22 protein-coding genes are annotated in these 26,625 nt (G+C 70.0%); 3 read left to right on the top strand and 19 right to left on the bottom strand.

Annotated features, from left to right (window positions below; all coding sequences use genetic code 11):
• Nucleotides 1–139: 139 nt before the first annotated feature.
• The 11 genes from ACOOHE_RS09380 to ACOOHE_RS09330 form a co-directional block, all read right to left on the bottom strand.
• A complete protein-coding gene (locus ACOOHE_RS09380; protein WP_420457538.1) occupies nucleotides 140–1,036 on the bottom strand; it encodes a sulfotransferase family protein in 897 nt (298 codons plus the stop codon).
• 195 nt (nucleotides 1,037–1,231) lie between these two features.
• A complete protein-coding gene (locus ACOOHE_RS09375) occupies nucleotides 1,232–2,092 on the bottom strand; it encodes a hypothetical protein (RefSeq protein WP_420457537.1) in 861 nt (286 codons plus the stop codon).
• Nucleotides 2,093–2,160: 68 nt separating this feature from the next.
• Entirely contained in the window at nucleotides 2,161–3,150 is a 990-nt protein-coding gene (locus ACOOHE_RS09370) for a glycosyltransferase family 2 protein (RefSeq protein WP_420457536.1), read from the bottom strand.
• 59 nt (nucleotides 3,151–3,209) lie between these two features.
• Complete coding sequence (locus ACOOHE_RS09365; protein ID WP_420457535.1) at nucleotides 3,210–4,232, bottom strand: DUF6625 family protein; 1,023 nt, start codon at nucleotides 4,230–4,232, stop codon at nucleotides 3,210–3,212.
• Nucleotides 4,229–5,185, bottom strand: a complete 957-nt coding sequence (locus ACOOHE_RS09360; RefSeq protein ID WP_420457534.1) for a glycosyltransferase family 2 protein — start codon at nucleotides 5,183–5,185, stop codon at nucleotides 4,229–4,231. The genes ACOOHE_RS09365 and ACOOHE_RS09360 overlap by 4 nt, the downstream gene beginning before the upstream one ends.
• Nucleotides 5,178–6,503, bottom strand: a complete 1,326-nt coding sequence (locus ACOOHE_RS09355) for a glycosyltransferase family 4 protein (RefSeq protein ID WP_420457533.1) — start codon at nucleotides 6,501–6,503, stop codon at nucleotides 5,178–5,180. The genes ACOOHE_RS09360 and ACOOHE_RS09355 overlap by 8 nt, the downstream gene beginning before the upstream one ends.
• Nucleotides 6,500–7,426, bottom strand: a complete 927-nt coding sequence (locus ACOOHE_RS09350) for a hypothetical protein (protein ID WP_420457532.1) — start codon at nucleotides 7,424–7,426, stop codon at nucleotides 6,500–6,502. Before ACOOHE_RS09350 ends, ACOOHE_RS09355 begins: the two co-directional genes overlap by 4 nt.
• A gap of 129 nt (nucleotides 7,427–7,555) precedes the next feature.
• On the bottom strand, nucleotides 7,556–8,428 hold the full coding sequence (locus ACOOHE_RS09345) for a sugar-transfer associated ATP-grasp domain-containing protein (RefSeq protein WP_420457531.1): 873 nt from the start codon (nucleotides 8,426–8,428) through the stop codon (nucleotides 7,556–7,558).
• The gene (locus ACOOHE_RS09340; RefSeq protein ID WP_420457530.1) at nucleotides 8,428–8,706 is read right to left on the bottom strand and encodes a hypothetical protein; all 279 of its coding nucleotides are present in this window, start codon (nucleotides 8,704–8,706) and stop codon (nucleotides 8,428–8,430) included. Before ACOOHE_RS09340 ends, ACOOHE_RS09345 begins: the two co-directional genes overlap by 1 nt.
• Nucleotides 8,707–8,762: 56 nt before the next feature.
• Nucleotides 8,763–10,046 carry a sugar-transfer associated ATP-grasp domain-containing protein gene (locus tag ACOOHE_RS09335; RefSeq protein WP_420457529.1) on the bottom strand — a complete coding sequence of 428 codons (1,284 nt, stop codon included), beginning with the start codon at nucleotides 10,044–10,046 and terminating at the stop codon, nucleotides 8,763–8,765.
• A gap of 47 nt (nucleotides 10,047–10,093) precedes the next feature.
• On the bottom strand, nucleotides 10,094–11,305 hold the full coding sequence (locus ACOOHE_RS09330) for a sugar-transfer associated ATP-grasp domain-containing protein (protein WP_420457528.1): 1,212 nt from the start codon (nucleotides 11,303–11,305) through the stop codon (nucleotides 10,094–10,096).
• 611 nt (nucleotides 11,306–11,916) lie between these two features.
• Between ACOOHE_RS09330 and ACOOHE_RS09325 the strand changes: the two genes are divergently transcribed.
• A complete protein-coding gene (locus tag ACOOHE_RS09325) occupies nucleotides 11,917–13,047 on the top strand; it encodes a sugar-transfer associated ATP-grasp domain-containing protein (protein WP_420457527.1) in 1,131 nt (376 codons plus the stop codon).
• Between the two features lie 148 nt (nucleotides 13,048–13,195).
• On the opposite strand, the gene ACOOHE_RS09320 is transcribed toward ACOOHE_RS09325, so the two are convergent.
• On the bottom strand, nucleotides 13,196–14,401 hold the full coding sequence (locus ACOOHE_RS09320; RefSeq protein WP_420457526.1) for a sugar-transfer associated ATP-grasp domain-containing protein: 1,206 nt from the start codon (nucleotides 14,399–14,401) through the stop codon (nucleotides 13,196–13,198).
• 204 nt (nucleotides 14,402–14,605) lie between these two features.
• Here ACOOHE_RS09320 and ACOOHE_RS09315 point away from each other — a divergent pair, with 204 nt between their 5' ends.
• Nucleotides 14,606–15,784 carry a hypothetical protein gene (locus ACOOHE_RS09315; protein ID WP_420457525.1) on the top strand — a complete coding sequence of 393 codons (1,179 nt, stop codon included), beginning with the start codon at nucleotides 14,606–14,608 and terminating at the stop codon, nucleotides 15,782–15,784.
• A gap of 122 nt (nucleotides 15,785–15,906) precedes the next feature.
• On the opposite strand, the gene ACOOHE_RS09310 is transcribed toward ACOOHE_RS09315, so the two are convergent.
• Together ACOOHE_RS09310 and ACOOHE_RS09305 are read right to left on the bottom strand one after the other, a co-directional pair.
• Complete coding sequence (locus tag ACOOHE_RS09310) at nucleotides 15,907–16,869, bottom strand: serine hydrolase (RefSeq protein WP_420457524.1); 963 nt, start codon at nucleotides 16,867–16,869, stop codon at nucleotides 15,907–15,909.
• Complete coding sequence (locus ACOOHE_RS09305) at nucleotides 16,866–17,990, bottom strand: Mur ligase family protein (RefSeq protein WP_420457523.1); 1,125 nt, start codon at nucleotides 17,988–17,990, stop codon at nucleotides 16,866–16,868. The genes ACOOHE_RS09310 and ACOOHE_RS09305 overlap by 4 nt, the downstream gene beginning before the upstream one ends.
• 174 nt (nucleotides 17,991–18,164) lie before the next feature.
• On the opposite strand from ACOOHE_RS09305, the gene ACOOHE_RS09300 reads away from it, so the two are divergent.
• A complete protein-coding gene (locus ACOOHE_RS09300) occupies nucleotides 18,165–19,340 on the top strand; it encodes a hypothetical protein (RefSeq protein WP_420457522.1) in 1,176 nt (391 codons plus the stop codon).
• Between the two features lie 89 nt (nucleotides 19,341–19,429).
• Here ACOOHE_RS09300 and ACOOHE_RS09295 read toward each other — a convergent pair whose 3' ends face one another.
• The 5 genes from ACOOHE_RS09295 to asnB all read right to left on the bottom strand — a co-directional run bounded on the left by ACOOHE_RS09295 (nucleotide 19,430) and on the right by asnB (nucleotide 26,056).
• Nucleotides 19,430–20,266 (bottom strand): hypothetical protein, encoded by an 837-nt coding sequence (locus tag ACOOHE_RS09295; protein WP_420457521.1) that lies wholly within the window; start codon nucleotides 20,264–20,266, stop codon nucleotides 19,430–19,432.
• Between the two features lie 146 nt (nucleotides 20,267–20,412).
• Nucleotides 20,413–21,174, bottom strand: a complete 762-nt coding sequence (locus tag ACOOHE_RS09290) for a hypothetical protein (protein WP_420457520.1) — start codon at nucleotides 21,172–21,174, stop codon at nucleotides 20,413–20,415.
• Nucleotides 21,171–23,015 carry an ABC transporter ATP-binding protein gene (locus ACOOHE_RS09285; RefSeq protein WP_420457519.1) on the bottom strand — a complete coding sequence of 615 codons (1,845 nt, stop codon included), beginning with the start codon at nucleotides 23,013–23,015 and terminating at the stop codon, nucleotides 21,171–21,173. The genes ACOOHE_RS09290 and ACOOHE_RS09285 overlap by 4 nt, the downstream gene beginning before the upstream one ends.
• A 90-nt stretch (nucleotides 23,016–23,105) precedes the next feature.
• The gene (locus tag ACOOHE_RS09280; RefSeq protein ID WP_420457518.1) at nucleotides 23,106–24,263 is read right to left on the bottom strand and encodes a glycosyltransferase family 4 protein; all 1,158 of its coding nucleotides are present in this window, start codon (nucleotides 24,261–24,263) and stop codon (nucleotides 23,106–23,108) included.
• On the bottom strand, nucleotides 24,260–26,056 hold the full coding sequence (gene asnB / locus ACOOHE_RS09275; RefSeq protein WP_420457517.1) for an asparagine synthase (glutamine-hydrolyzing): 1,797 nt from the start codon (nucleotides 26,054–26,056) through the stop codon (nucleotides 24,260–24,262). The genes ACOOHE_RS09280 and asnB overlap by 4 nt, the downstream gene beginning before the upstream one ends.
• Between the last annotated feature and the right edge of the window lie 569 nt (nucleotides 26,057–26,625).

Genomic DNA, 26,625 nt, shown 5'->3' with positions numbered 1-26,625 from the left:
CTAGGATCGGAGCGGTCCGGACGGACACCATCTCAGGTCGAACAAAGATCACCTTCATAATGATCGTTTAAACCTGATCTAAAAATGACCGGAGTAGGGTTCACTGAAGGAGGGCCCAGCGGTACCCACCGCTCGACATCTACTCGGAAGGAGGCAAGGCTGGGCCGAACCACTCTCCCATAAAGTCTCTTCCTAGGAGTTGGCTCAGGTTTCGGACATCTTCTCGATAGACGTCTCGAAGACGGGCCCGGGTGACGGGGTCCATGGGGGGTCGAGGCATCTGGTTCCACGACCGAACTGCCCTCCCGATCTGCTGCCGGAGGACGGTCGGCACCACCGATTTTGCCACGGACCGGACTCGGCCTCGCCGGCGGAGGACTCGGCTGAGGACGGGCCAGCGGGGTAGTGCGGTCGCGTTGTGAGCCGTCCCCGTGTCCGGCACGTTAGCGTCGGGATCCACACCGACGAACACGTAGGCCTCTCGAGTGACTCTGCTCGGGTCCCGCTTGAACTCCTCGAACGACCACACGCGGACCTGATCACGCGGGAACACGTCGAGATAGCGGCGAACCTGGTCCGCGTACATGCCGGCGCCGACGTAGTGGACGTCCCAAGATCTCCCCTGGGCCACTCGGCTCGGCTCCAGCGCCAGGGCATCCTCGAAGCGCTCCTTCTCCCACCTCATCTGGACTTGATACGCCCAACCCGAATAGGCCCTCTCAACGGGATCGCGCAGGAGGATGAGGATCCGGGCGTCAGGCGTAAGCGCTCGGATCTCGCGGGCCGCCGTCTCGCTGTACAACATCCACGTTGACGCCTCTCCGATTGCCGATTCGTCTCGGACGCCGTCGAACAACGCTCCGTACGCTTCGAGCGTCTGGACGCCCCACGTCGGTCGGCGTTCTCCGACATACGAGAAGTAGTGTGGCTCCTTCTCCTCACTCATGAATACGTCCGGGTGAGACCGGAGGTAGTGATAGAGCGAAGTTGTCCCAGCTTTCGGAGCTCCAACAATCAAGAACGTAGGGAGGGTCATTCGTATCCAATTCCGTGAGCGATCGTTTCGACTACCTACGGTTCGGGGCGTCGAACGAACCCCTGCCGGGGAAAGAGTGGAGTTGATGAGGAGCGCTTGGTAGACCACTCGGCGGTCGGTCGCGCCCTCGGTCGAGGACGTGTGGGGTGGGGCCCGTGGGGGCAGCGGCAAAAGCGACGCGGGTCGTCTGTTAGCTCAGCGGTCTGGGCGGAGCCGACTCACGGTATGCAAGAGCCAGTCCGGCTTGGCCCCAAACCGTTTAAGTGTCCGATCCGTCAGATGGTACGCGGCGAACCGGGAGGCCCGTGCCCAAAACCCTGCTACCTCCCCGGGACCCATTCCGCTGCCCCACGGGATAACGCCGATGCGCGGGAAGAACACTCTCGGTCCAGTCGCTGCGTTGACCTCGGAGGCGATCCGGCGCATCCGGCCGTTCGTGCGGCCGTGCAAGATCTTGGCTTTGTTCATCAGGTACGCAGGGAAGTAAGGCCTGAAGTTGTACTCGACCGGCAAGCTCGCCACTCGGGCGTCACTCTCGTATACCGCCTTCCTGAAGCTGAGTTGGTCCCACGTCCACTTATACTCCCGCTCGAACTGGACAAACAAACGCCTCCACTCCTCAAACAGCGCGAGAACGGCGGGAGTCTTTCGGTACACGATAACTCCGGAGTTCATCTCCGTAAATGATGCCGGTACACCGAGCCGCTTCGCGTTGTAATCTGACGACACCTGACTAGCTGCAATATCGAACCTGTCAAGAACTTCGAACAGCTCGGACACATCACTGACTACAAACGTGTCCGTATCTAGAAAGATGGTCCGGTCGTAAGGCGAGAAGTGGAGGTTCTGCTTGAACCGCTTGGCGCCCGCGCCGTCTGTATGGACGAGGACCGAATCGAAAGCCGTCCCAGTCTCTACGTCGGTGTCTGTTATGAGGCAGATGCTGACGTCCGGCATCGCCTGACGGACGCTGGCCGCCGATTCGCGCGCTTCGCCGACGTACTCGGCACCCGTAGCGACGTATACGACCCCGCGAGTTTCTGGAGAGGGATCCATCGGTTTGCAGTTGTGATGGGGATCGAGTAGAGAGGCCGGCGTGCCCACGCGGGGTGAGCAGAGGCTTCTTACCCAGGGGCGATCAAGGGCCGCCGGTTCCGAACGCGCCCGAGGCGTTCCGCGGCCCGTTCGACTCGCCGTGCCAGTCGCCACCCGACGAACCGACGCAGACGCTGGAACCCCGGCGGGCCGTCGGGGGGGAGGTCGCTCCCCCCCAGCTCTGCCACGCGCTGGTGGACCCGGGCACGGAGGTCGGGGTGCTGGGGGTAGACGTCGTAGACGAAGTCCTGGAGCACGTGGGCGCAAGCCCGGCGCGTCTTGGGGCTGTCCTCGGCGTCGAGCAAGTGCTGAGTGCCGAGGAGCAGCGAGAGCGCCTGGGACTCGCGCGCGGGCCGGCTCTTGCGCCCCGAGAGGCTAGCACCGAGGCCAGAGCGGTAGAACAGGCGAGCGCCAGGGGTATAAAGAACTTCCGAGGCCGACAGCAGGACCCGAGAGAAGAACTCGAAGTCGTTGATGAGCGACAGGCGCCTGTCCCACAGTCCGGAGCGGCCCAACACCTCGCGGGGGATGAGCCACAGCGCGCACTGCATCATGGGGCGGGCGCCCGTCCATTCGGTCGTCAGCCAGTCGACGGGGTCGGCGTTGCGGTACATCGGAAGCGGCTCGAAGACGGCCGTCTCCGGGTCGTCGCCGTAGAACCGCGCCCACTCCCCCACCGCGACGGCATCGCGCCGGTCCCCGAGGCGCTCGACCTGACGCGCCACGTGGTCTGGGGCCAGCACGTCGTCGGCGTCGAAGAACTTGACCAACTCACCGTTGCTCTCGCTGAAGGCCCGGTTGGCAGCGGCGCACTGGCCGGCGTTGGGCTGGTCAATAACGCGGACGCCCTGGGCTTCGTAGGGCCCCAGCACCTCACGCGTGCCGTCCGTCGACCCGTCGTTGACGACGATGATCTCGACGTGGGGGTAGGTCTGGGACAAAACTGACTCGATCGCCTCGCCGACATAACGCTCGGCGTTGTAAGCGGGGATGAGAACGGAGACGAGGGACAGTCGCATAAGCGGAGAACTGGCGTTGGCCATAAGGACCCTTGCTCTGGGCTACCGAGGGCGGGGAGCTAGCCGGCGAGCCGAGCCCTCACCCGGCGAGTCAGCCAGGCCGCCGCGCGAGGTCCACTGCGGGTGGCCCGGGTCGCCTGGAGTACCAAGCGCTGCACGTGGCGGCCCGGGGGAAGCCGGTCAAGGCCCGTCCACGAAATGGAGTAGTATTGGGGGTATTCGGTCCACGGTGGGAAAGCGAAGAATGGCTCGACCTTGTTGTGCACGAAATGGCACATGATCATCTCTTTGTCGAGGATCGCTTTCTCGCGGCTCCTCGTCTGCCAGAGTCCCCCCCGACGCTCGATGAGAAAGGTGGGATCGTACAGGAGGCTCGGCTCTCGGAGGACGTACGGCGTGTAGAGGCGGAGGTCGCCTTTGTCCGCAGCCTCCCTGGCGACGTCCGTCAGGCTCACCCTCAGCCCTTCCCGGTGAATGTCCTCGACGGGACGGGCCTCCGCACCGCCCCACCGTCGGCAGACCTCGCAGAACGAGAAGTGGGTCGCCGACTGAAGCGTTTCGACGTAGCCGGGCGCCCGCATGAACAGACCTGTCACATCGGGCCGATTCCGGAACAGCGTAAAAGCACCAGAGAGATACCCCTTCCCCGCGACGGAATACACGTCGGTCTTGCCGAGCATGTCGTCGGTGAGGAACGCGCGGAGGTCGCCCCACACGAGGTCGAGGTCGCAGTAGGCCCAGAAGTCGTAGTCACCGAGGATGTCCTCGTAGACCACACCGTAGGCCGGCTTGAAGTCGCACAGCTTGTACGCGCGCGTGACCTCGACCTCGAAGCCGAGCGTCTCGGTCGCCCGGACGTTGAACTCGGCCAAGCTCTCGAGGTGCCAGTGGACGTTGGCCGGGAGCGAGACCGGGGGCGGGTGGTCCGCCACCACGTGGAACGAGACCGTGGGGTTCGACCCGCAACTCAGGACCCAATGGGGCGCATACGCCGGGAGCGGGCCGAAGAACACGAGGAGAACGCCTACGGTAGAGCAGGTGTCCTCCCCGCGGCCGGACTGCGGAGACACGGGGGAGGTCATCCGTTTGAGGTTCTGAGCTGCGGGCGGAGGGCTCTGACGACCCGCTCCCGGAAGCGGAGGGCCGACCGAGGAGCGACCGTCGCGACTGCCCGGAACGCCGCGCTCCCGGCACCGGCGCCTGGAACGGGACCGCCGAGCTGGCGGGCGAGCCGAAGGGCCGCGTCTGCCGTCCCCCAGTCCAGATAAGAACCGGCGACGCCGGCGATCTCCCACAGCCGGCCGGCAACGAGAGGCTGGTGCTGAGGGAGCGCATGCTCGGCGGCCTTCCGCATGACGTGGTACTGAGCCCGCACACACTTGGCGCCGTTCGCCTGGGACATCGAGTTCATGACCCTGTGGTTGATGACCGTCACGGCGGGGTCGGCTCGGAACGACAAGCCGGCCCGAGCCATCCGGCAGTGGAACGCGACGTCCTCGTTGTAGAGCACGTCCGGGTCGAGGTCGTAGCCCCCCACGGCCAGGAACGCGCTCCGACGGTAGATCCCGCAGAACGGGTTGACCTGCTCGCGGATCGTGTAGGCGACGGGGTCGGCGCGGAGCGCCGCGTCGTCGAAGCGCCGGGTGTCGATGGGGGACCCGGTCTCGTTGTCTCTCTCCTCGTAGCTGAACAGGACCACATCGGGGGCCTCGTCGCCCAATGCCATCCACTTCCAGGCCTCCTCCACGAACATAGGCTTCAGCTCGTCGTCGGCGTCGTGGAAGTGGACCCAGTCACAGTCGGTTGCCTCCGCGAGCCGGTTCTTCCCGGCCGAACACCCGACGTTGACCTCACCACGGACCACACGAGCGCCGAAGCGCTCCGCTACGGCCACCTGGTCGTCGGGCGAGCAGTCGTCGTAGACCACGACCTCGTCGAACGGGACCGTTTGGGCCGCGGCCGATTCGAGGAGCCGGGGCAAGCACCAAGCGGCGTTGTAGGCCGGGATGCAGAGAGCGAGCGTGGGCTCAGACATGGGCGCGGGCAAACGGAGTCTTGGCGCGGAGCCGGCCGGCCGCGTGGGCGAGCAACCTGCGAAGCGGGAGGTGGCTGAGGAAGCCGCCTAAGTCTACGGCCGCGCCCGGACGGACGGCGTCACGGATCCATGGAGACGGGGGCGGCGACGCCGAGCCCACGAGGTCCGCGTAAGACGCCGCCGACGCTGCGGCCACGCGGGCCGGGTCGGTCAGGCGGAGGGCCGTCTCGCGTGCCGCCCGCCCGACGCGCGCTCGGTCCTGGGGGGCCATCGCGACGACCTCCGCGATCCGACCAGCGAGGGCGGTCGCGTCGCCGGCCGGCACGACGAATGCGTTCTCGCCATCCTCGACGAGGTCGACGCCGCCGGCCCCGTCGGAGCAGATCAGGACCGCCTCCTGCAACATGGCCTCGGTCGCCGAGAAGTTGTACACGTCCCACAGGGAGGGGACGACGACGAACGCGGCCGTCGCCTGGCGCTGGGCGACCTCGTCTGGGGAGATCCTCCCGATCATCTGGACGCGCGGCCCCCAGACCTCCGGGTACTCCCGACGCAGCACCCGGTCGTAGGGCTCCCGGGTCCGCGGGTGGGCGATCACACGGCCGGCCCACTCCACGACGGGGGCGTCGGTCCCGAGGTGGCGGAGCGCCTCCGCCAGCACCTGGGGCCCCTTCCACTCTTGGACCCGGGCCGCGACGAACCCCTCGGGCCGGCGCGGGCCTCCGAGCGGCTCGCGGGGCACGACCGGCGGCGGCGCATAGGTCACCGGCCGCCCCGCCGTCCGCTCCCAGAACGCCACGTTGGCGCGGCTCGTCGAGTGGAGCGCGTGGGCGGCCGGGAGCAAGCTCGACTCTAGGAGGCGGAGGAGCTCGCCGGCGAGCTCCTTCCCGGGGAAGGCGTCGTAGGTCGAGATCTGACCGCTGCTCCCCGCCATCCGCACCCGGACGGGCGCCTGGCCCTCGGCCGCCCACGACGCGAACAGCAGGCCCCAGTCCACCGTCTCGACGACGTCGTAGCCGGCCCCGCCCTCTGCCTGCTCCCACAGAGCGCGCGAGGCCGCGAGGTGGCGTTGGACCTCAGGGGTCGCGGCGTAGCGGTTGTAGGCCGGCATCAGCCGCTCCGTCCGCTCCCCCTCCAGCATGCGGACCGAGACGCCCTCGTGCTCATACGCACGGCTCCCGGACGTGAACGCGCTCCCGACGATCACGTCGACCATGTGGCCCTGGCGCACGAGCTCCGGCAGCAGCGCGCCGTAGTAGGTCGCGATGCCGCCGCCGTAGTCGGGCGGGTACTCTGGGAGTACGAAGAGGAGGGTCATGAGGACGGGAGCCGGCTCTCGCACATCGTCTGGAACGAGGCGGCGAGCGTGCGGATCGCCCGCCTCCGCTCCGTCTCGTCGAGGCCCTTCAGCGCCCCGTAGGGCGTGTTGTTGACGTCGATCACCACCGGGACTCCGCTCTCGCGGTCCCGGATGACGTCGAGCTCGCCGTAGTCGAGGCCCATCGCCCGGCACATCGTCCGGACCCGGTCGAGCTCGTCGGCGCTGAAGTCGGCCTCCGGCTCGATGATCTCCGCCCGCTCGGCGACCTTGGTGAACCGGGCCTCCTCCTGCATCGTCTTGCGGTAGACGAGCGGGAACCGCCCGTCGTGGATCGGCACCCGGTACTCGACGTAGCGGCCGTCCCCGGTGGTGCTGTCGAGGAGGCGTTGGTAGACGAAGCCCGGGCGGGGCGCCATCGGCCCGGTCACGAGCGAGCGACCTTGGGCCGAGTTGAGGTCGGGCTTCTCAACCATCGGCCCGACGTGGGTGGACGGGTCCAAGAGCGTGCTCATCCCAAAGACGGCCTCGAACTCCCGGTCGACCCGGACCTTGCTGATGTCGAGGCTCCCGGCGTTGATGACCGGCCGGCCGGCGGGGATCGGGGCGAGCGCGCTGGGGTCGGTGAAGGTCTGGTCGTGGTACTTTACCGCGACGTCGAAGGGCCGCCTCGGGTTAAACGTCGTGCGGTAGCCCAAGGCCGCACACAGCTTGCCTAGGAGGATGTCAGGGTGGTGGACGACGTCGTCGGGGTACGTCAGGATGGTGAGCGTCCGGGCGGCAGGCTGGAACCCGTGCTCCCGGCGGAACGCCCGGGCCCGACGATCGAACCTGACCGTGTGCGCCTGGTCCTCGATGGCAAACGTGACGCGATCTGGGAGGACCGCTTCGGCAACGGTGAACGCGCGTCGGAGGAGGGTCATGGGAGCAGCGGGCGAGCGTCAGCCCCGCGTTGACAAGGACGTGCCGCCTCAGCGGTAGAAAGGCCACCTGCGAGGATCGTCACCCTCCGGGCGCGCTCGCGGCGTGTGTACGTCGGTGCAGAGAGCCAGTCAAGGGTATACAATCGGAACGAGAGAGGTCCCCCGCCTCCGACAGGTGGCCGGCGATGCCATCGGCCAGGAGACTCGGGGGGAGCGGCCCGGTCGCAAAACCCCCTGAGACGAGAGATAGTACCGGAATATGGGATCCGCTTTGAGCCCACCGTGAGCCACGTCCATCATGAGGACGTAGGGACCTGGGTTGCATTCGACGATGACGGGTCCCTCTGGTGTGATCCCGATGTCCCAGCCGGAGTACGGGTGGGGCATCCACTCGTGAGCTCGGAGAACGACGTCCATCACCTCGTCGAACCGAGGGACCACGTAGCCATCGAAGGCTAGACCGGTGTCAGGGTGAGTCATGAAGCGCTTTCCTCCAAAAGAGTAGAGTTGGTGACCATGCTTCTTGAGCCGCCCCGTCTCCAGGTCCACACCGACGAAGATGCCCCCGGCGTGTGCGTTATCGACGGGCCGCCCGTCGCTTCCCGTCCGGACGATGACGGAGAGCGGCGTCGCCGGGCTACCTGGCCGCTTCCCGACTAGCACGCGTAGGGTGTTCAGGCTGTAGGGGTAGAGCGCGCTCATTCCGTCGTGTTGGTGGATCGCCTCCTGGAACAGATAGTCCGTGTTCGAGACAGCCCGGCACAAAGCGCCGGCCTTGGACTCTAGCGTCGAGGGGTCTAGACGGAAGGCCCCCGCCCCCTTGTTCGCGACGATGGGCTTAGCAAACGCCGCGCCCGTCGAGGACGTGCTCACCAGAGCGCTCGTCTCGCGAACCACGACCTCTGCGGTCGCTAGCGGCTGCGATTCTCCAGACGGCGTCACGAGGTCGGCCATCCGCGTGAAGCCCAAGAGTGGAGGCAGGGGGAGCCCTGACGGTCGCATCAGTGTGTCGAAGAGCAGCTGTCACGGAAGTTGCGAAGCCACCCATCTCCCTTTTCCTCGAGCGCGTATACCTTCCTCGTGTCCCTCCCCGTGAGGTAGGACGCGATGTCGCCCGACCCCTCTCGGTAGAGGAGCCTCTCCAGGTAGAACATGGGGGACTCGCCCTCTCTGGCGAGCTCTCTCAGGTCGGACGCTATCTGCGAGGCGGGCTTCCGGTCGGAGTCGCCGACCACAGAACGAACTCGCTTGAGTTTGTTCTCGACGGTCTTGAGGATCATGGGGGTCAGGTCTGTTGCCGGAGAGCGGGCCCATCTCGGTAAGCCGTAGGCTGAGGTCACCCGGGCCCGCGCTGCAAGGCGCGGAGATAGATCCCAGGGAGAGAGGTCAGGCCGAGAGGCCGCGCGCCGGGTTGCTGGGACAGGTTGGATCCCGGTCTGCTGTTCCCCTCGACCACAACGACGCCCTCGGTCGTCACCGCGATGTCCCAACCCACCACCAGCAGATGTGGGAACGCCTGGTGCGCGCGGCGCGCAAGCGCGGTGACCTCGTCCCACAGGGGCACGCGGCTCCCTTCGATGGGGTGACCCGTGGTGGGGTGAACCGTGAAATCGACGGCGGCCTCCGCCAGGGCCTTCTTGACCGCCGGCCCAAGGACGCCCGTCGCGGGGTCGACAGGAGCAGCGAGCCCCCCCTCCCCGAAGTTGTCGACCGTGGACGACGAAGCAGCCATTCGGAGGACGGTGACCAGCACCTCCGGCTCGCTGCGTGGACCTTCCATCGCCGTCACGACTCGCACGGTGCACAGTCCCCCGGAGCTCAAAACGGCGAGAGCCGGATGGTTTCGGAGCCGCGGTTGGAGGAGGTAGTCCGTTGATTCCGACAACGCCGCCAGGTGGTCAACCAGGACCTCCGCAGTGAGCTCAACTCCCTCCTGCGACGTATAGACGCCCCCCTCGTGGGTCCAGAACTCGATGCCGTGCCCCCCCACCCCCTGCGCGGGCTTCGCAAAGAGGTCCCTCGCTGGAGGCCGGGCGTCTCTGCTGTACCACACCACGTCGCCATTGGCGAAGCTGGCCACAACGTCTATCGTGTCGATCCCGTTCTTCTTGCATACAGCGAAGAATCCCAGCTTGTCATCGAGACTGGCCGGGTCTACGTTCATGCTCCGAATGACCATGTCTCTCATTCGAGCATCGACCAAGCCTCTAAGGAAGCTTCCCGCTACTGTCCTGTTTTCACTCTCATAAAGTCTGAATCTGTAAAATTCATCTGGTTCTAGTCTATACTTTGTCTTTACGTATATTTGACCCACCAACTGACTCCGTAGCGGGACACCTGAAATCCTCCTAACCGTCCCCCCGTACTGACCCGTGGCCTTGACGAATTTTCTAACCTCTGAGGCCGCCCTCCTCACTTTGGCATACGTCGACATCGACGGGTCGTTGTCGACGGAGCCGAACGTGCGCTCGTAGAGCTCCAGAAGCCGCTCCAGGTCACTCGTGGGCGCCCGCCGACGATACGGCGTTGACGGACTCTGCTTTGCCCTCACCGCGCGCTGGCGCAAGTGACGGACCGCGCTCCTGGCGCGCCGCCGAAGACGTGAACCGGCTGAGAGCATGGTGGCGTCGTACGTAGCCAGTGGAGGCAAGACCAAAGCTAGCCCGCTCACTCTCGGATGCCGGCCATCTCGACGTAGCGAGACTTGAACACCGGGTCGATGGCCATGTACATCGCTCCGCTCCAGTGGGAGTTGCCTTCGACGACGGACGGGCCTTCCGGAGTGAGGGCCAAATCCCAGCCGATCGAGCGCGGACCTCCCATGTCGAGGTGGAACTGTTGAGCGAGTTGGACGGACTCTGGGATAAACGGGAGCGTGTAGCCTTCGAAGACGATGCCAGAGTCGGGGTGCCGGTCCGCGACCCCGCCGTGCCCTCGGTCGCCCCCGTACCCGGGTTTGAAAAGGCCCTTCCCGAACAAGGCCCCAGACGTCAGGTCGAGCCCAACCACGAGGCCGCCCGCCGACCAGTTGTCGACGGGGCACCCGCCGACGCCGACCCGGAGGGCCGCGGCGAGCGGCTCCGCGCGCCCGTCTCGCAGCACGGTGACGAGGCGGAGCGTGTTCACGGACGCCGCGTGGAGCGCGTTCAGCGCGGGATGCTGCACGATCCGTTCCTGGAACAGGAACCGGCCGCCGACGCGGTCCGCTATCGCGCCCGGCTCCGCCGGCTCGCCGTCGACCCAGGCCTGGCCCTCCTCGATCCGCAGCGCGAAGGCCCCCCGCCCCTTCTCGCCGCCGACAGCCTTGGCGAACCCGTCGATGGGCGGGCTCTGGGCGACGAAGTCCTCGAACGAGAGGGGCCTCCGAGGCGCCAGAAGCTCGACGCCTGCCGGCGTCAGGACGGCGTGGACGCGGGGCGAGGGGTGGCCGAGCGACTGGGCGACGAGCGCAAAAAAGTACTTGTCCTTGAGGATAGCCGTCGGGTACGACGAGCGGTCCTGCCGGATCTGCTCGTCGATGACCGTCATCATCTGGGGGACGGACATGTAGCTCTCGCTCGACCCACCTTCCTTGTCCATCCCGAAGGCGTAGTAGAACGGATTGGCCTTGCCGTGCTGGAAGGCCCAGGCCACGTTGTCGGCCACCCGTTGCACCGTAGGCTTGCTCTCGCCCCCCGCCGCGTAGGGGCGCGCGTAGACCGGGTCCGTCGCCAGCCGCACCCCCCGCTGGACCTCGCCCGCGAAGCGCCGGGCCTGCCGCGCCCCGTCTCGGACCGCGCAGTAGGCCCCCCACGCCTGCCGCCACGCCACGCGCGCGCCAGGGACCGTGCGGATCCGCGCCGTGAGGGCGCCCGAAGGTGATGAGGAGTCGAGTGCCATACGTTTGATCAGCGATCCGTGAGGGGGCCTCCCGGGATGCCGTGGCCCGAGGGCGGCGCCAGCAGGCGCCTCGGTCCGAAGATACGGGCCCTCCCACCCGGGCCCTGGGCGTTCCGCATCTGGAGGGTCGCCCGGAGCGCTCGACCCTCACCGGAGCCGGGACGGCACGGATCGTCGAGGCGGCGCGTGTCGGGATCCGGTGGTGCGCAGGATCATCGTGCTGTTCGAGCGTCCTCTGCCTTCACCTGCGGGTTCCCGTCCATTCCGCCTTCCATCTGTGTCTCCTGAACGGGCACGGCGGGTTTGCCACCGCCTCACCTCGACGGCTGGCCGAAGCCCACCCTCTTCACCCAGGACGAGCACGTTCTTCCCCATGCGCCGTCTTGGGTGTGCGACGGGCCTGCCCCCGTGGAGGCGGGAGCCCTCAGCACGAACCGTCGGGACCGCCCCTGTGGCCTGGAGACCCCGAGCGGAGACCGCTCACGTCTGTTCTGACAGAGGGGGCCTCGGCTCGGTGGGTCGAGAAAGCGCGCTCGCCCTGCCTCTTCACCTCTCGGGAGCCCACACGCGCCGGTCCCGGGATACTTTTGGCTGCGCTACTCGCCACCGCCTTGCCGTCTACGCCCGGCCCCGTCCACACGCTCCTCCGCGTCGCCAACAAGGTCCCCGGAGTCCGCCACGCGCTTCGACTCGCCCGCACGGCCCGCCAGGTGCCCGGCGCCGTCCGGCTGGTGACGGACCCCGAGGCGTCCCGCACCTTCCACCCGGAGGCCCCGCGGAAGGGGACCGCCCGGATGGCGCTCGACAACGTGGGCTACCTCCTCCGGCACGGCGAGGTCGACCCCCACTATTTCCAGTACGGCCTGGACCGCATAGGCAAGACCTGGAACGATGTGATCCCCTACGCCGAGTTCCGCCGCCTCCGCGACCGCCGCAACGTGGCGGCCGGGGGCTCGGGCTTCGACTACCTCTGCCTGCTCCGCGACAAGTTCGTGTTCGCCCAGTTCGCCGAGTCGCTGGGCTATCGGACGCCGCGGAACCTCGCGTTCCTCAAACGCGGCGCGATGGAGCGGCTCTCGCCCCGGGAGACCCTCCCGCTCGACGCGCTCCTAGAGGCCGACCTCGACGGGTTTTGCAAGCCGTTCGACGGCATCCTGGGGCGGGGCGCGTTCGCGCTTCGGATCGAGGGCGGGCGGCCCGTCGTCAACGGGAAGCCGGCGACGCTCGACGCCCTTCGCGTGCGGCTCAGCGGCCGCTACCTGTTGCAGGAGCGGATGACCCAGCACGAGGCCCTAGCCCGGTTCCACCCGGCGTCGGTCAACGCGCTCCGCGTGATCACGGTACTCGAAGGCGGGGCGGCCCGGCTGTTCTCGACGCACCTCCGCGTGGGCGCCCACGGCGAGCCGACGAACAGCGTCGGCACGGGCGGTGGGTTTGCCATCGTCATCGACTCGGAGACGGGACGGCTGCGCGGGCGAGGCCTGACGCGGGACGGGTTCCACGACCGTCACCCCGACTCGGACGTCGTGTTCGACGGCTACGAGCTCCCGTACTTCGACGAGGCCGTTGCGCTCGCGTGCCGGCTCCACGAGGACGTCCGGGGTCTCCACTCGGTCGGGTGGGACGTGGCCATCGCGCCGGACGGCCCCGTCTTCATCGAGGGGAATGACAACTGGGGCGGCGGGATCACGATGACGCTGGAACCCGACTTCAAGGAGCGGTTCCTCGCGCTCGGCGCGTAAGGCCGCCCTGCCTCGGAGGCGGGGTGATCACGCCGTGTTCGAACCCGTCACGGGTCCGCACGTCTCGCGTAGCGCGTCGACGACGTGGGAAAGCTTGGTTGACTTGGAGCCCTTGACGGACACGTAGTCGCCGTCCTGCACTCGGACCTTACAGCCGTGGGTATTCGCCCACGGCGTCCATGAACTGGCGGAACTCGTCGTCGTTGAGGCCGGGGCCGCCGGGGACCTGGAGGACGCCGCCGCCGAAGTTGAGCTCGAGCACTTGCGGCCCGTCCGCGCTCAGCACGAGGTCCCACGACTGGTAGCGGATGCCGGGGAACGCCGCCGCCGCCCGGAGGCACAGCGCGACCGCCTCGTCCCAGTCCGGGAGCTCGACCCCCTTCAAGGGTTCGCCGGTGTCGGGATGGGCCTCGATGGGCGTCCCGTGGTGCCCTAGCGCGAAGACCTCCGTGCCCTCCGGGCCGGGGCCGCGCACGGCCTCCTCAACGCGGCCCGCGTCGCGGTCGACGTAGCACTTGACGTTGCCCGAGTTGCCGATCACGTGGTCCGTGATGTTCGCGCCGACCGGCAGCTTCCACGTGACCCGGAATAGGCGCGGCCCGTCGGGCCACAGCAAGACCACCATTCGCAGCGAGCTCACGCGACCGCCAGACAGGCGTTCGACGACCGGGTGCTGGACGATCCGGGACTGGAACAGGTACCCGCTCTTGAGGCTCGACTGCCGCCGCTGGCCGCCGACCCACCGGACGGGGCCGCTTGTGACGTAGTCCTCGACGTCGGTCTCGGTCCCGTCGGCGAGCGTGAGCCGGTCGCGGTCGCGGTCGATGGAGACGACCGACGTCGCCCCGCCCCCGTGCGAGTCGCGGACGGGCTTGCCGAAGAACGGGTACCGCATCTCGGTGCGGAGGAAGTCGACGAGGGCCTCGGGCGTGTGAAGCGCGGGGACGCGGCCGAACGTCCGCCCAGACGGCTGGTAGACGGCGTAGACCTCGGGGTACGGGAGGGACAGCCCCTCGAACACGGCGTAGCTGATGAGCTTGTCGTCGCAGATGGCCTGCCACGTCCGGTCGTTGAGGGCGTCCTGGAGCGCCTTGTAGGTCCACCCAACGAACGCCCGCTTCTGGGCCGACGAGTACCGCGCGTCGTCGTAGAGCCCGTAGGCGTAGTAGTCGAACGCGCTGACCATGCCCGGCTTCTTCCTCAGTGCGGCGATCTCGCGGGCCTGCGCCGCGAGCGACTTCCCGGTCCGGTCGCGGACGACGCGGGCGGTCTCCGCGAGCTTGAGCCCGCGGCGGACCCGTCTCGAGAGCGGGTTCGTAACTCGTCTCCTGAGGTTGGTCACGCGGTCGAGCATGGGGCGGGGAGCAGGGTGGGGGACGGGGCAGGGAGCGCCCGAAGATATCGGGCGGAGCCACCGCCCCGTCCCCGTGTGGCGCGACGCCGGTGCGGACACGAGAGCTGACGCCCGGCCGGGATGCGGCTGCCCCGCCGGACGCAGGCCGACTCCTATTTTGAAACCGCCTCCGCCCGTTGCCGGCCCCGGCTTCCACCCGACCCCATGCGCCTCCTCGACGTCTCCCTCCACACCCCGCCCGGGGCCGTCCGGCTCGTCGGGACCGTCGAGCGGGGCGAGCCCCGGGAGCGGACCGAGATCGTCTTCGAGTTCCCCGAGCGGTTCCGGCCCTTCGTCGACGTCTCGGCCGACCCGTTCGCCGTCGCCATGCTCCTCCCGGCCGCGCATGCCGGCGAGCCGCTCGAAATCGATCCCCCAATCTCGCCGCGGCTTCACTTCAGTCTCCCCCGGATTCTCGAGATCTGGCACAACTGGGACCCCGGGTTCGCCCGCGTCCCCGTCGTGGCGGAGCCCCGCGACGAGCCGGCCGCCCCGCCCGCCGGCCGGGCCGCCACGTTCTTCTCGGGCGGGGTGGACTCGTTCTACTCGCTCCTCAAGCGGCTCCGCCCCGAGGAGGCGCTGCCCGCCTCGCTCACGCACGTCGTGTTCATGCGTGGGATCGAGACGCGGCTCGAGCGGAGCGAGGGCGTCGACGACTCGCTCCGCCGCGTACAGGAGGTCGCCGACACCGTTGGCGTCGAGTGCATCACGGGCACGAGCACCCTGCGGACGTTCACGCGGCTCCACTGGGAGAACCGCTACCTCGGCGCCGGCCTCGCGGCGACGGCGCTCGCGCTCGCCGGCGGGTTCGACTACGTGTGCGTCCCGTCCGGGCATGAGTACTCCGAACTGACCCCGCGCGGGAGCTCGCCCCTCGTCGACGAGAAGTACTCGACCGAGCGGCTCACGGTCGTCCACGACGGGGCCGAGGTGTCACGAGTGGAGAAGCTGGCCCGGGCCGTCGAGTGGGACCGGGACCTCGTGCTCGACCACCTCCGAGTCTGCACGAAGAACCGCGGGGGGGACTACAACTGCGGGCGGTGCTACAAGTGCGTGCGCACGGCCATCCCGCTCAAGATCCTCGGGGCCTGGGAAGACGCCCGGATGTTCCCCGATAAGTCGACCGACCGCTGGGAGGAGGTCGTGGGAGAGGACCAAGGCCCATACACGAGGGAGAACCTAGGTTTCGCGCGGGAGCGGGGCGCGGACCCGGAGCTGACGGCCATGCTCGCGCGCGTGGTCCGTCGGAAGCGGAGCCGGGAGGCCCTCAAGACGCTAGCGCAGAACTCGCCGCTCGAATACGTCGTCCCGGTTGTTCGAGCGGTGCGGCGGCGCCTCGGCTGACCGCACCTCTGTCGCGAGAGCGAGCGGGCGGCCTCGGGACCTACCGGCCCGCACGCCCGCCGTTACGACACGGGCGCGGCGAGGTAGGGCGAGGCCTGCGCCGTCGCCTCAAAAAGCCGTTGCTACCGGAGCGCGTCGACCGCGATCCGGGCGGCGTGCGCGAGCACGGCCTCCTGCTCGCGCTTTGGCCGGTCGGACCCCGTGAGGAACGCGGCTACGGCGACGTGCCCGGCGTCGCCCAGCAGGCGGACCACGCCGGCGTCGGCCACCATCCGCCCGGCCCCGCCCCACAGCGTCCCCGTCTTGTGGGCGACGACGGCGCCAGCGGGGAGGAGCGCCCGGAACCGGCGGCCGCCCACTGCGCCCTCACCAAGGGCCGCGACGAGCCACGCCGTAGGCTCCGGAGGCAGGAGCCGCCCCGCCCACAGGTCCGCGAAGAGGTCGACGAGAGCTCGGGGCGTCGCCGTGTCTCGGGGGTCGGCGAAGAACGAGCGGGCGTAGGCGGCCGAGGGCGCCGGAGCGCCGCGCAAGACCACGTCGGGGTCGTCGCCGGGCTGGATCGGCACGTCGTGCAGGGCACTCACCAAGCCGCGGATGGTCCGGTCCACGCGGACGTTGGGGTGGCCGTGGGCGTCCAGGAACGCCTGCACGGCCGTCGGCCCGCCGACCAAGTCGAACAGGACGTCGGTCGCCGTGTTGTCGCTCTCGGCCAGCGCGAGCCGGAGCAGGTTCTCGACCGAGAGCGAGAGGCCGGGGACCCGCATCCGCCCCGCGATCACGCCCGAGCCCGGGCATAGGTGCCGCGGCTCGACGGCGACCACGTCGCCCAGCCCGAGGCGCCCCTCGTCGATGCGGTCGAGGACGAGGGCCGCGAGCGGGACCTTGACGATGCTCGCCAGCTTGCACGGTCGGTCGGGGTGGGCCGAGACCGACCGGCCGGTCCCGAGGTGGCGGGCCTCGACGGCGAGCGTGCCGCCGGCGACGGCGGCCAGCTCGCCTAGCGTCGACGCCCGGTCCCGCCGCCGCCGTCGCACCTGACGGGCCGCCGACGCCGCAGCGGAGCGGACGCGGCCCAGGACGCTCATCCGTCCGCCGGGACGGGCCCGAACGTGCGCCGGAGCGCGTCGACGACGCACCGGAGGTGGGACGAGTGGGACCCCTTGACGAGGACGTAGTCGCCGTCCCGGACGAGGCCGGGGATGGCCTCGGCACAGTCCTCGCTCGTCTCGAACCAGTGGTCGGGCTCGTAGAGCCGGGCGAGCGGCCCGACCCCGACCACGAGGTCGGCCGAGGACCGGGCCACGTCGGCCATCTCGCGGTGGTACCGCGGCCCCGTCTCCCCCATCTCGGCCATCTCGCCGAGGACGGCCACGGGCCGCCGGCCGGGCCGGGCGCGCTCGGCGAGCGTCTCGAGCCCGTACGCCATCGAGAGCGGGTTGGCGTTGAACGCATCGTTGATGACCGTGACGGCCCCGACCTCCAGCACCTCCTGGCGCCCCCGGAACCCCTGGCGACCGGCGAGGGCGCGGTCGACGGCGTCGGCGGGGACCCCGAGGCGCTCGGCGACGACGCGGGCGACGGCGTCGGAGAGCGCCTGGCCCTTGCCCGGCACCTTGACCACGGGCGCCCGGGCGAGCGCGTCCATCCCCGAGGCCAGCGCGTTGTCGGCGCCAAGCACGACGAGCCCCGACGGCGGGACAACCCGGACGAGGGCGCCCTTGACCTCGGCGACCCCCTCGACGGTCCCGAACACTTCGAGATGGGCCGGGCCGACGGCCGTGACGATCCCGATGGTCGGCCGCGCCAGCGGCGCGGTCCGCCGGACGTCGCCGCCGACGCCGGCCCCAAGCTCGAGCACCACGACCCGGGGGTACGGCCCGACCGTCGCCATCCGCAGCGCGCGGATCGGGACGGTCACGGCCCGGAGGACCTCCGAGCCCCACCGGGGCCGCCACCCCCGGTAGCCGAGGAGGGTGAGGGCGACGCCGAGGTTGTCGTTCATGTTGCCCGGCGTCGCCCACGAGAGCCCGACGGCGGCCTCGGCCTCGGGGGCCGCGAGCACGGCGGCGAGCGTCTCCTTCGTCGTCGTCTTCCCGACCGACCCCGTCACCCCGACGACGAGCGGGCGCCGGAGGCGGACGACGAGCCCCGCCCAGAACGAGAGGTACTCGACGTAGAGGTCCTTCCGGGTTCGGGGGGTGGACACGTGTGAGATCCGCGAGGGGGCCGCTGCCGATCGCGAAGCTACGCGCGGGCCGCCCTGCAAAGCCCGGACGCCTCGGAGCGCGGTCGCCCCTCTGACGCCCCTCCCGCGCCGTTCTGGGGGAAACCCCGTGGGGGGTCGGGGCAGTGCATGGCTCCTCTCCCCCCCTCTTCTCCAATGCGCCTGCTCGATGTCTCCCTCCACACCTCGCATGGGAAGGTGCGGCTGACCGGGACCGTCGAGCGCGGGACGGGGCGGCGGGACGAGATCACCTTCGAGTTCCCGGAGCACTTCCGGCCGTTCGTCCACGAGTCGGCCGACCCGTTCGCGGCCGTCATGCTCCTCCCCGCCGCTCACGCCGGCGAACCCTTAGAGATCGTCCCGCCTATCTCGCCACGCCTCCACTTCAACCTCCCCCGGGTCCTCGACATCTGGCGGACGTGGCACCCCGAGATCCCCGAGATCGCCATCGAGTCCGAGGCCCAGCCGGTGGGGCCCGCCCCGCCGACCGGCCGCGCGGCCTCGTTCTTCTCGGGCGGAGTGGACTCGTTCTACACGCTCCTCAAGCGGCTCCGCCCGGAGACGGCGCTGCCCGCGCCGCTGACCCACATCGTGTTCATGCAGGGAATCGAGAACCGGCTCGAGGACGCCCGGGAGGTGGACAGATCGCAACGACGGGTGGAGCAGATCGCAGAGGCGGTCGGCGTCGAGTGCATCAGCGGGATGAGCACCCTCCGGACCTTCTCGCGACTCCAGTGGGAGACCTACTACTTCGGGTCGGGTCTTTCCTCGGTCGCGCTCTCGCTCGCGGGCGGCCTGGACTACGTGTGCCTCCCGTCTGGGTACTCGTACAACCACATGGTCCCCCACGGGAGCACGCCGCTCGTCGACGAGATGTACTCGACCGAGCGTCTCACGGTCGTCCACGACGGGGCCGAGGTGTCGCGGGCGGAGAAGCTGGCCCGGGCCGTCGAGTGGAACCGGGACCTCGTGCTGGACCACCTCCGCGTGTGCATCCGGAACAAGGGCGGCGACTACAACTGCGGCCGGTGCCGCAAGTGCGTCCGGACCGCCATCCCGCTCCAGATCGTCGGGGCGTGGGAGGACGCCCGGACGTTCCCCGACAAGTCGACGGCCCACTGGGAGGAGGTGGTCGCCAAAGACCACCTCGCGCTGACGGAGGAGAACCTGGCCCTCGCCCAGGGCCGGGGGGCGCCCCCGGCCCTGACGGCCATGCTCGCGCGCGTGGTCCGCCGGAAGCGGAGCCGGGAGGCGCTCAAGACGCTGGCGCACAACACGCCTCTGGAGCACGTGCTCCCGCTGGCCCGCCGAGTGCGCAGCCGCCTCGGCTGACGGCCCAGCCCCGTCGTCTTCGGCCCGTCGTCCAGGACGTATCCCCGCCGAGGACGTTCAGGCATGGTGCCCGGCGAGGGAGAAGCACGTCAGCGCCCGACCAGCTTCAGGAGCCGGGTCTTGACGCCAGGCCTGAGGCCGGCGCGGATGCGAAGCTCGCGGAGGCGGTGCCGGAGGTGTCCGCTGCGGGGGATCCGGTGGCCCAGCCCGTCCTTCATCATGAACTCGCACGGGCGGCACAGACCGCACGGCTCCCCGTTCCGAGGATCGAAGCAGAACCACGTGTGGGCGTCGAGCAGCTCGGTCAGGCCCTGCCGGTCGGCCGCGGCGAAGGCGGACTGCTTGTCGGTCTCCCAGAACGGGAACGCGAACCGGCCGAACACGAGCCGCACCGGCTCGGGCGCGTCCGGCCCGACCACGTACGTCGTGTGCCCCCCCTCCTGCTCGACGGCGTGGACGTGGTCGCCGAACATGGGCCGGAGCCGGCCCCCGCCGTAGACCGAGAGCTCGACGCCGGTCCAGTCCGCGGCCTCGACCAAGCGCGCGAGCCAGTTGTACTGGTTGCCGATGTCGTAAGCGTCACGGAGGTGCTCCCAGGCTCTCTCGATGGACGGGTTGGCCGGGATCGCCTGCCGGTCCACGTACCGCGGCGCCCAGAACCGGGCGAACGTCTCGGGGTCCTGCTGCTGGAGCGTGTTGAGGAGCCGGTTCATCGCGTCGAGCTCCATGCCGGCCGAGGCCCGGTTCCGGTCGACGACGTAGCACGGGCGGACGGGCCGCCGCTCGATGCGCGCCCGCTGGAGCACGCGGTAGGTCGAGTCCCAGCCGCCGGTCCACAGCGTGAGGTCGGAGGTCGGGGACAGGTCGTTGAGGTGCGCAGATGGCATATGAGAGAAGGCCGCGAGGCCGGTCGAGAGGGCGGGCACGTCCAGCGGCTCGGGACGACGCCGGCAACGCCGTGGCCGGCGCGGGGCCGCCTCGCCGGGCCGGAACCTCCGGGGTGTTCGGCGCGGTCCGGGCGGACGGCGCCCTCGGAAAGGGGGCGGCCCCCTGTAGAGGCCGCGCATCGGGGTCAGGTCCGGCTTTTGAGGCCGCGGTACAGATGAGCGGCCGTGTGGTACACCCGGCCGGCGAACTGGCGGCGACGCGGGACCCGCCACCCCATCCCCTCCTGGACCGCGTACCGGCACGGGTTGCACGTGCCGCACGGGGCCCCGCGGAGCGGGCTGTGGCAGAACCACGTCTGGTGGAGGAGGCCCTCGAACCCGTGCTCGCGGGCGTGCTCGTCCATCCGGGTCTTGGTCCAGTCCAGCAGCGGGAAGCGGAACGGCTGGAACAGCGTGATCGCCGGGTCCTCCACCTCGTCCTTCAGCGCGTAACCGCCGCCGACGACGGCCGGGTCCGGACGGACGTGGTCCTTGAGGAAGAGGTACGCGCGGTCGTCGCGGTGGACCGAGAGCTCGAGCCCGTCGAGCCCGTCGGCCTCGGCCCACTCCGAGAGCCATCGGTACTGCTTACCCAGGTGCGTCCGGCCGATGAGCGAGCCGATCTGGTCCCCCTTGCGCCGGGTCACGGGCAGGCCTCGGCGCTCGCGGTACGCCGTCGGGCGCACGAGCGCGGCCGCCCCGGCGTCCTGGTCCCGGAGGGCCTCCCGCAGCGCGAGCATCGTGTCGATCTCGGTCCCGGTCGAGGCCCGGACGTGCTCCAGGAGGTAGTACGGCTGGACCTCGACGCGGTGGCGGATGGCGAGGTCGAACAGGCGGAAGGACGAGTCCCACCCGCCCGTCCACAACAGGCGGACCGGCGGTGGAGCCGGGGTCGCCGGGGCCCTCACGAGCCGGCCGGGACTGCCTCCGCAACGGCCATCGCGTCGGCGACGGCGTCCTCGCCGGCCATGGCCCGGAACGCCTCGCTCGCGGCCATCAGGTGGTCGTAGCTCCCCTCGGCTACCAAGCGGCCGTGGTCGAGCATGAACAGGGTGTCGCAGTTGCGGACCGTGCTAAGCCGGTGGGCGATCACGACGAGCGTGTGGTTCCCCTGGAGCCGCTCGAGCGCCTCGACGAACTGCCGCTCGGTCTGGTTGTCGAGCGCCGACGTGGCCTCGTCCATGACCAGGACCTCGGGGCTGTGGTAGAGCGCCCGCGCGATCCCGACCCGCTGGCGCTGGCCGCCCGAGAACCGGATGCCCCGCTCGCCGACCACCGTGTCGAGCCCCTTGGGCAGCGCCTCGACCGTCTCGCGGAGCTGGGCCGCGTCGAGCGCGCGCCACACGGCGTTGTCGTCGATCTCGTCGACGTCCATCCCGAAGGCCACGTTGCCCCGGACCGTGTCGTCGGTGAGGTAGATGCTCTGGGGGATGTACCCGATCTTGCGCTGCCACGACGCTAGCGCGCCCTGGATGTCGACCCCGTCGACGAGCACGCGGCCGGCCTGGGGGTCGAGCAGGCCCAGGAGCACGTCGACGATCGTCGTCTTGCCCGCGCCCGACGGCCCGACGAACCCGACCGCGGCCCCCTTCGGGATCGTCAGCGACACGCCGCGGAGGGCGTGGCCGGCCTGGCCGGGGTACTGGTAATCGAGCCGCTCGAACCGGATCTCGCGCTCGAACGCGATGGGCCCCGACGCCGTCTGCCGCGCGCGGCGTTCCTTCTCCTGGCCCTCGAGCTCGACCAAGTCGTTGTAGACCGCCTCGACCGCTTTCTCGCCCCACTTGAGCGAGTTCACGTTCCCCGCGATCCGCTGGAACGACGGCATCAGCCGGACGATGGCGACGCCGAGCAGCGTGAGCGTCGGGATGATGGACTCGAGCGGTCGGTCCTGGGCCACGAGCAGGGCCGAGACGCCCAGCATCCCCGCCACGGCGATCGTCTCGAGGAAGAGCCCGGGGAGCGCCGAGACGACGGCCTTGAACCGGTCGGCCTCGGCCTGGAACGACGTGCTCGTGCTGTACGAGGCGAGGAAGAACCGCTCGCGCCCCAGGATCCGGGCGTCCTTGAACCCCCCGAGCCCCTGGTTCACCGCCTGCACCGAGAGCTTCCGGTGCTTCTGCGACTCCTTGGCGTACTCGCCGATCTTGGTTCGCGTCGCCCGGTAAAACGCGACGGTGACGCTCCCCAGCACGCCGAACACGACGAGCGTGACCATGGGCTCGACGAGCATCAGCAGGACGAACACGAACGCCAGCGTCAGCACCTCCTGGGCCAGCGTCATCACCGGACTCAGGGCCCCGCTGATGACGCTCCCGGACTCGGAGTTCGTGTTGCGCAAGAGCTCGGCCGTGTTCCGCTGGAGGTGGAAGGTGTACGGCGAGCGGAGGTAGGCCCGGAACAACCGGTTCGAGATGCTCAGCCGGCGGCCGGAGTTGTACCGCGCCCTGATGTAGGTGAGGAACGCCAGGTAGAGGTTCTTGGCCAGGAAGATGACGATGAGCGCGGCGGCGGCCCACATCACCATCTCGTCCGTGGACCCCATCCCCAGCCCGTCGTACACCGCGCGGACCGGCGCGTACTCGAGCAGCTTGTCGGGCATGCTGATCACGCCGACGAACGCCGGGATGGCCCCGACGCCGACGACATCGAACAGGGCGCCGGCCCAGGTCAGCGCGAAGAGGATCCCCGCGTTCCGCTTCTCCCTCGCGTTGAGGAGGTAGGCCAGCTTTCGGAGAATCAGGGGCATCGGTGAGGTCGGTAGCGGGTGGAGCCGGCGAGACCCGTCGGTCTCTGTCGTCTGCGCCTCGGCGAGCCGGGGTCACCGGCGGTGGGGCGGTCAGGGGGCGGGCCCCTGCGCGGAGCCTACGGCGCCCGCGTCGCGAGAGCGAACGAAGAGTTCGTCTACGACGGCGTGCCACCGCTCGACGAACCGGGCCTCCGAGAAGTGGTCCAACCCGTCCGGCACGCCCTTCGGTCTGTTCAGCGCGTCACGGATCCCGGACGCCAGGGCAACCTGATCGTCCGGGTCAACGACGACCCCTAGCGCCCCGTCGCGGACGGCCTCGCGGCTCGCGTCCTTCGTCGAGGCGACGACGGGGATCCCGCACGCGAGCGCCTCGAGGTAGACGATCCCGAACCCCTCCCCCCGCCCCGGCATCACGAACGCATCGGCGAGCCGGTAGTGGTCGGCCTTCTCGGCTTCCGGGACGAACCCGGCGAACACGACCCGGTCTCCGACGCCCAACGCCGCGGCCTTCGCCTCCAGACGCGCGCGGTCGTCGCCGCCCCCGCAGACGAGGTAGGCGACGTCCGGTGCCCCGTCGGCGAGAGCGGGGAGGACCTCGATCACCTCGTCGATCCCCTTGTAACGCTCGTCGGGCGACAGCCGCGCGAGCGTCATGAGGACGGTCCGCCCGTCGAGCCCGTAGCATGCGAGCAGGTCCGGCCGCTTGGGTCCGGGGCCGTAGTCGGCGAGGTCGACACTGTTGGGGACGACCGTCACGCGCTCTGACCGGACCCCGAACCGGGCGCACAGGCGGTCCCGCGTGAGCGCGCTCACCGAGACCACGCGGTCGACCCGCCGGACGGCCCGCGTCGTCGCCGCGAGCGCCAGCCCGCCCTGGGTGGCCGCGGCGAACGGCGGGCCCCACGCCTCAATACCGTGGACGACGAGGGCCCACGGGACGCCGGCCCGGGCCGCCGCCAGCGCGGCGAGCGGCGCCAGGTGGAGGTGGCCGCACACCACGCCGTCGTACTGGCCCCGGACCACACGCCGGACCACGGCTCCCACGAACGCGCGCGCGCCGCCGCCGGACCCCGAGTCCAACACGACCCCCGACGGGACGGGCACGTCCTCCGCCGCAGGCACCCGGGAGAGCACCTCGACTCGCTCAATGGACGGGTGCGCCACGAGGGCGCCGAGCAGGTCCCGGTTCACCTTGGCGATCCCGCCGTTGGCGCCGTAGGCGTCGCTGAGAAGTGCGAGGAGAGTCACGGGGGCGACGTCATTCGGTGGTACACTACCTGGGCCCACCCGCGGAGACCACGGCCAGCCGGAGCGGCGTCCATCGTCTGGGCGAGCCAGTCGCGGACGGGAGTGGTGAACCCCGTCTTGGGGCGGTCCGCGATGGCCGTGGGCAACGGCGGCCGCGCGGCGCGAGCCAACGTCGCCTTGGTCACCCGGTCTGGGCAGGCGGCGACGAGCGGGGCCACGCGCCGGAGCAACTCGGCGTCGACGAACGGGACCCGGAGCTCGAGCGAGTGGGCCATGCTCGCCCAGTCCGAGTCGCGGAGCAACTGGGACCGCATGTACTGGGCCGACTCCAGCGCCGTCACGCGGAGCCGATCGGACGCGAGGCCCTCTGACATCTCCCCCAGCATCCCGAGCGGGTCGAGCACCTCGAGACCGGCCCGCGCGAGGTCCGGGTCGAGGACGCTCCCCAACTCGTAGGGCATGAACAAGGCGCGGCGGAGGAGGTAGGCCCCCGCGACGGTCCCGCCGTACTCGATGAGCCCGGCCGCCTTGGGCGACGTGACGCGGCGGAGCACGGGGGCCGCCGCGGCGCGGAGCCCCCGCCCGACCGCGCGGTGCCCCGGCAGGCGCCCGACCGCGCGGGCGAGCCGGGGCACCTCAGCGAAGCTGGGGTAGCCGCCGAAAAGCTCGTCGCCGCCCAACCCCGAGAGCACCACCTTGAGCCCAGATTCGGCCGCGGCCCGGCTGACGAGGTAGGTGTTGAGGCCGTCGAGCGTGGGCTGGTCCATGGCCTCGAAGAACCCGTCGGCCAGCCCGGCGAACTCGGCCCGCCCGACGCGGACCGTCCGGTGGTCGGTCCCATAGTGGCGAGCGGCCGCCTCGGCGAGCGGGACCTCGTCCTCGGCGGTTCCGGCGTACTCGTCGAACCCGAGGGTGACCGAGCGGAGCCGGCCGCCGGCCTCGGTCGCGAGCGCGGCCAGCGTGGTCGAGTCGCGCCCAGCCGAGAGGAACACGCCGACCTCGACGTCGGCCACGAGGTGGGCGCGCACGGTGTCGAGGAGCGCCTCGCGGACCGCCTCGTCGGGATCTGTCGGGGCGGTGGCCTCTGCTTCGGCTTGGCGAAGCAGGCCGGTCACAGTCGTGAACGCCCGGGGCGGCTGCGGCCCGTCCGGCCCGATCCACTGGGTGTGGCCGGGTGGGAACGCACGGACGCCGCGGTAAAGGGTAAACGGCTCGGGCACCGATCCCCACAGGAAGAACCCGGCGTGGCCGGCCGGCTCGGGCGCCATGTCCACGCCGCCCATCGCCAGCAGCGCCTGGACCTGCGATGTGGCCCGGAACGTCCGGCCGTCGTCGGCCACGTAGAGGGGCTTTATGCCGTAGGGATCACGCCCGAGCAAGAGCCCGTCGGCGCGGCCGTCCCAGAGCGCGAACGCGAACATCCCGCGGAGCCGCTCGGCGAAGCACGGACCGTGCTCGGCGTAGAGCCGGAGGAGCACTTCGGTATCGGACGACGAGCGGAATCGGTGGCCCTGTGCTTCGAGACCACGCCGGAGCTCTACGTGGTTGTAGATCTCGCCGTTGAAGGCGACCGCTAGCGGCAGATCATCGAGCGCCATTGGCTGCGCGCCGCCCGGACCCAGTTCGATGATGGCCAGACGCCGGTGACCGAGCCCAACCGCCCCCCCGTGGGTCGTCCACACGCCGGAACCGTCGGGACCGCGCGCCTCCATCCGGTCACAGGCGCGCGCGAGTGCTTTCGCCGTGTCAGGGCGCGCGCCGCCGTACGAGAAGAGGGTCGCGATGCCACACATGGGTATCTGGGGGGGACCAGAGGACGAGCGCACTCACACATTGCTCTGCGGAATCGCAGCTGGCCGAGCCGGGTTCGGAGCCCCCTTACCCGTGTCGTCCCCACCGCCAAAGTACCGATCCTCGGGGCGTCGGTGCCCAAGGCGAGACGGCGGAGAAGGCGAGCGCTCAACGGGGGGGAGGTCAAAGCTAGTCCCGGCGGCGAGAACGGTCATCGGCCCCGCTCCCCGCCCCAGAGCTAGCTCACCCTCGACCTCCGCCCCGCTCGGAACCCCGCCGTTGCCGTCCTCAGCGGAGTAGAGGGTCTCAACGCGGACCTCCCGGACCTCCAGGACCGGCGCCGACGGCCTCGGGGCCCGAGTTGAGCCCCTCCGCAGGCTCAGGATGACGAGCCGGGGGAGGTCGTGGTAGCTCTTCCCCCGCCCGTCCGTCGCCCCTGGCGCAAGCGGGTCGCTCCCCTCGCCCAACCGACCCGCGCACAGAATGCACATGCGGGGGAACGACGTGCGCACACGCCCCCTCGCGCGCCGTCTCGCTGCGGACCCGGCCGACCCGCCCGGGCGTGAAGGTT

The sequence above is a fragment of the Rubrivirga sp. genome (assembly GCF_965213695.1).
In the GTDB taxonomy this organism is placed as follows: Bacteria; Bacteroidota; Rhodothermia; order Rhodothermales; family Rubricoccaceae; genus Rubrivirga.
This window is presented reverse-complemented; position numbering and strand designations above follow the sequence as displayed.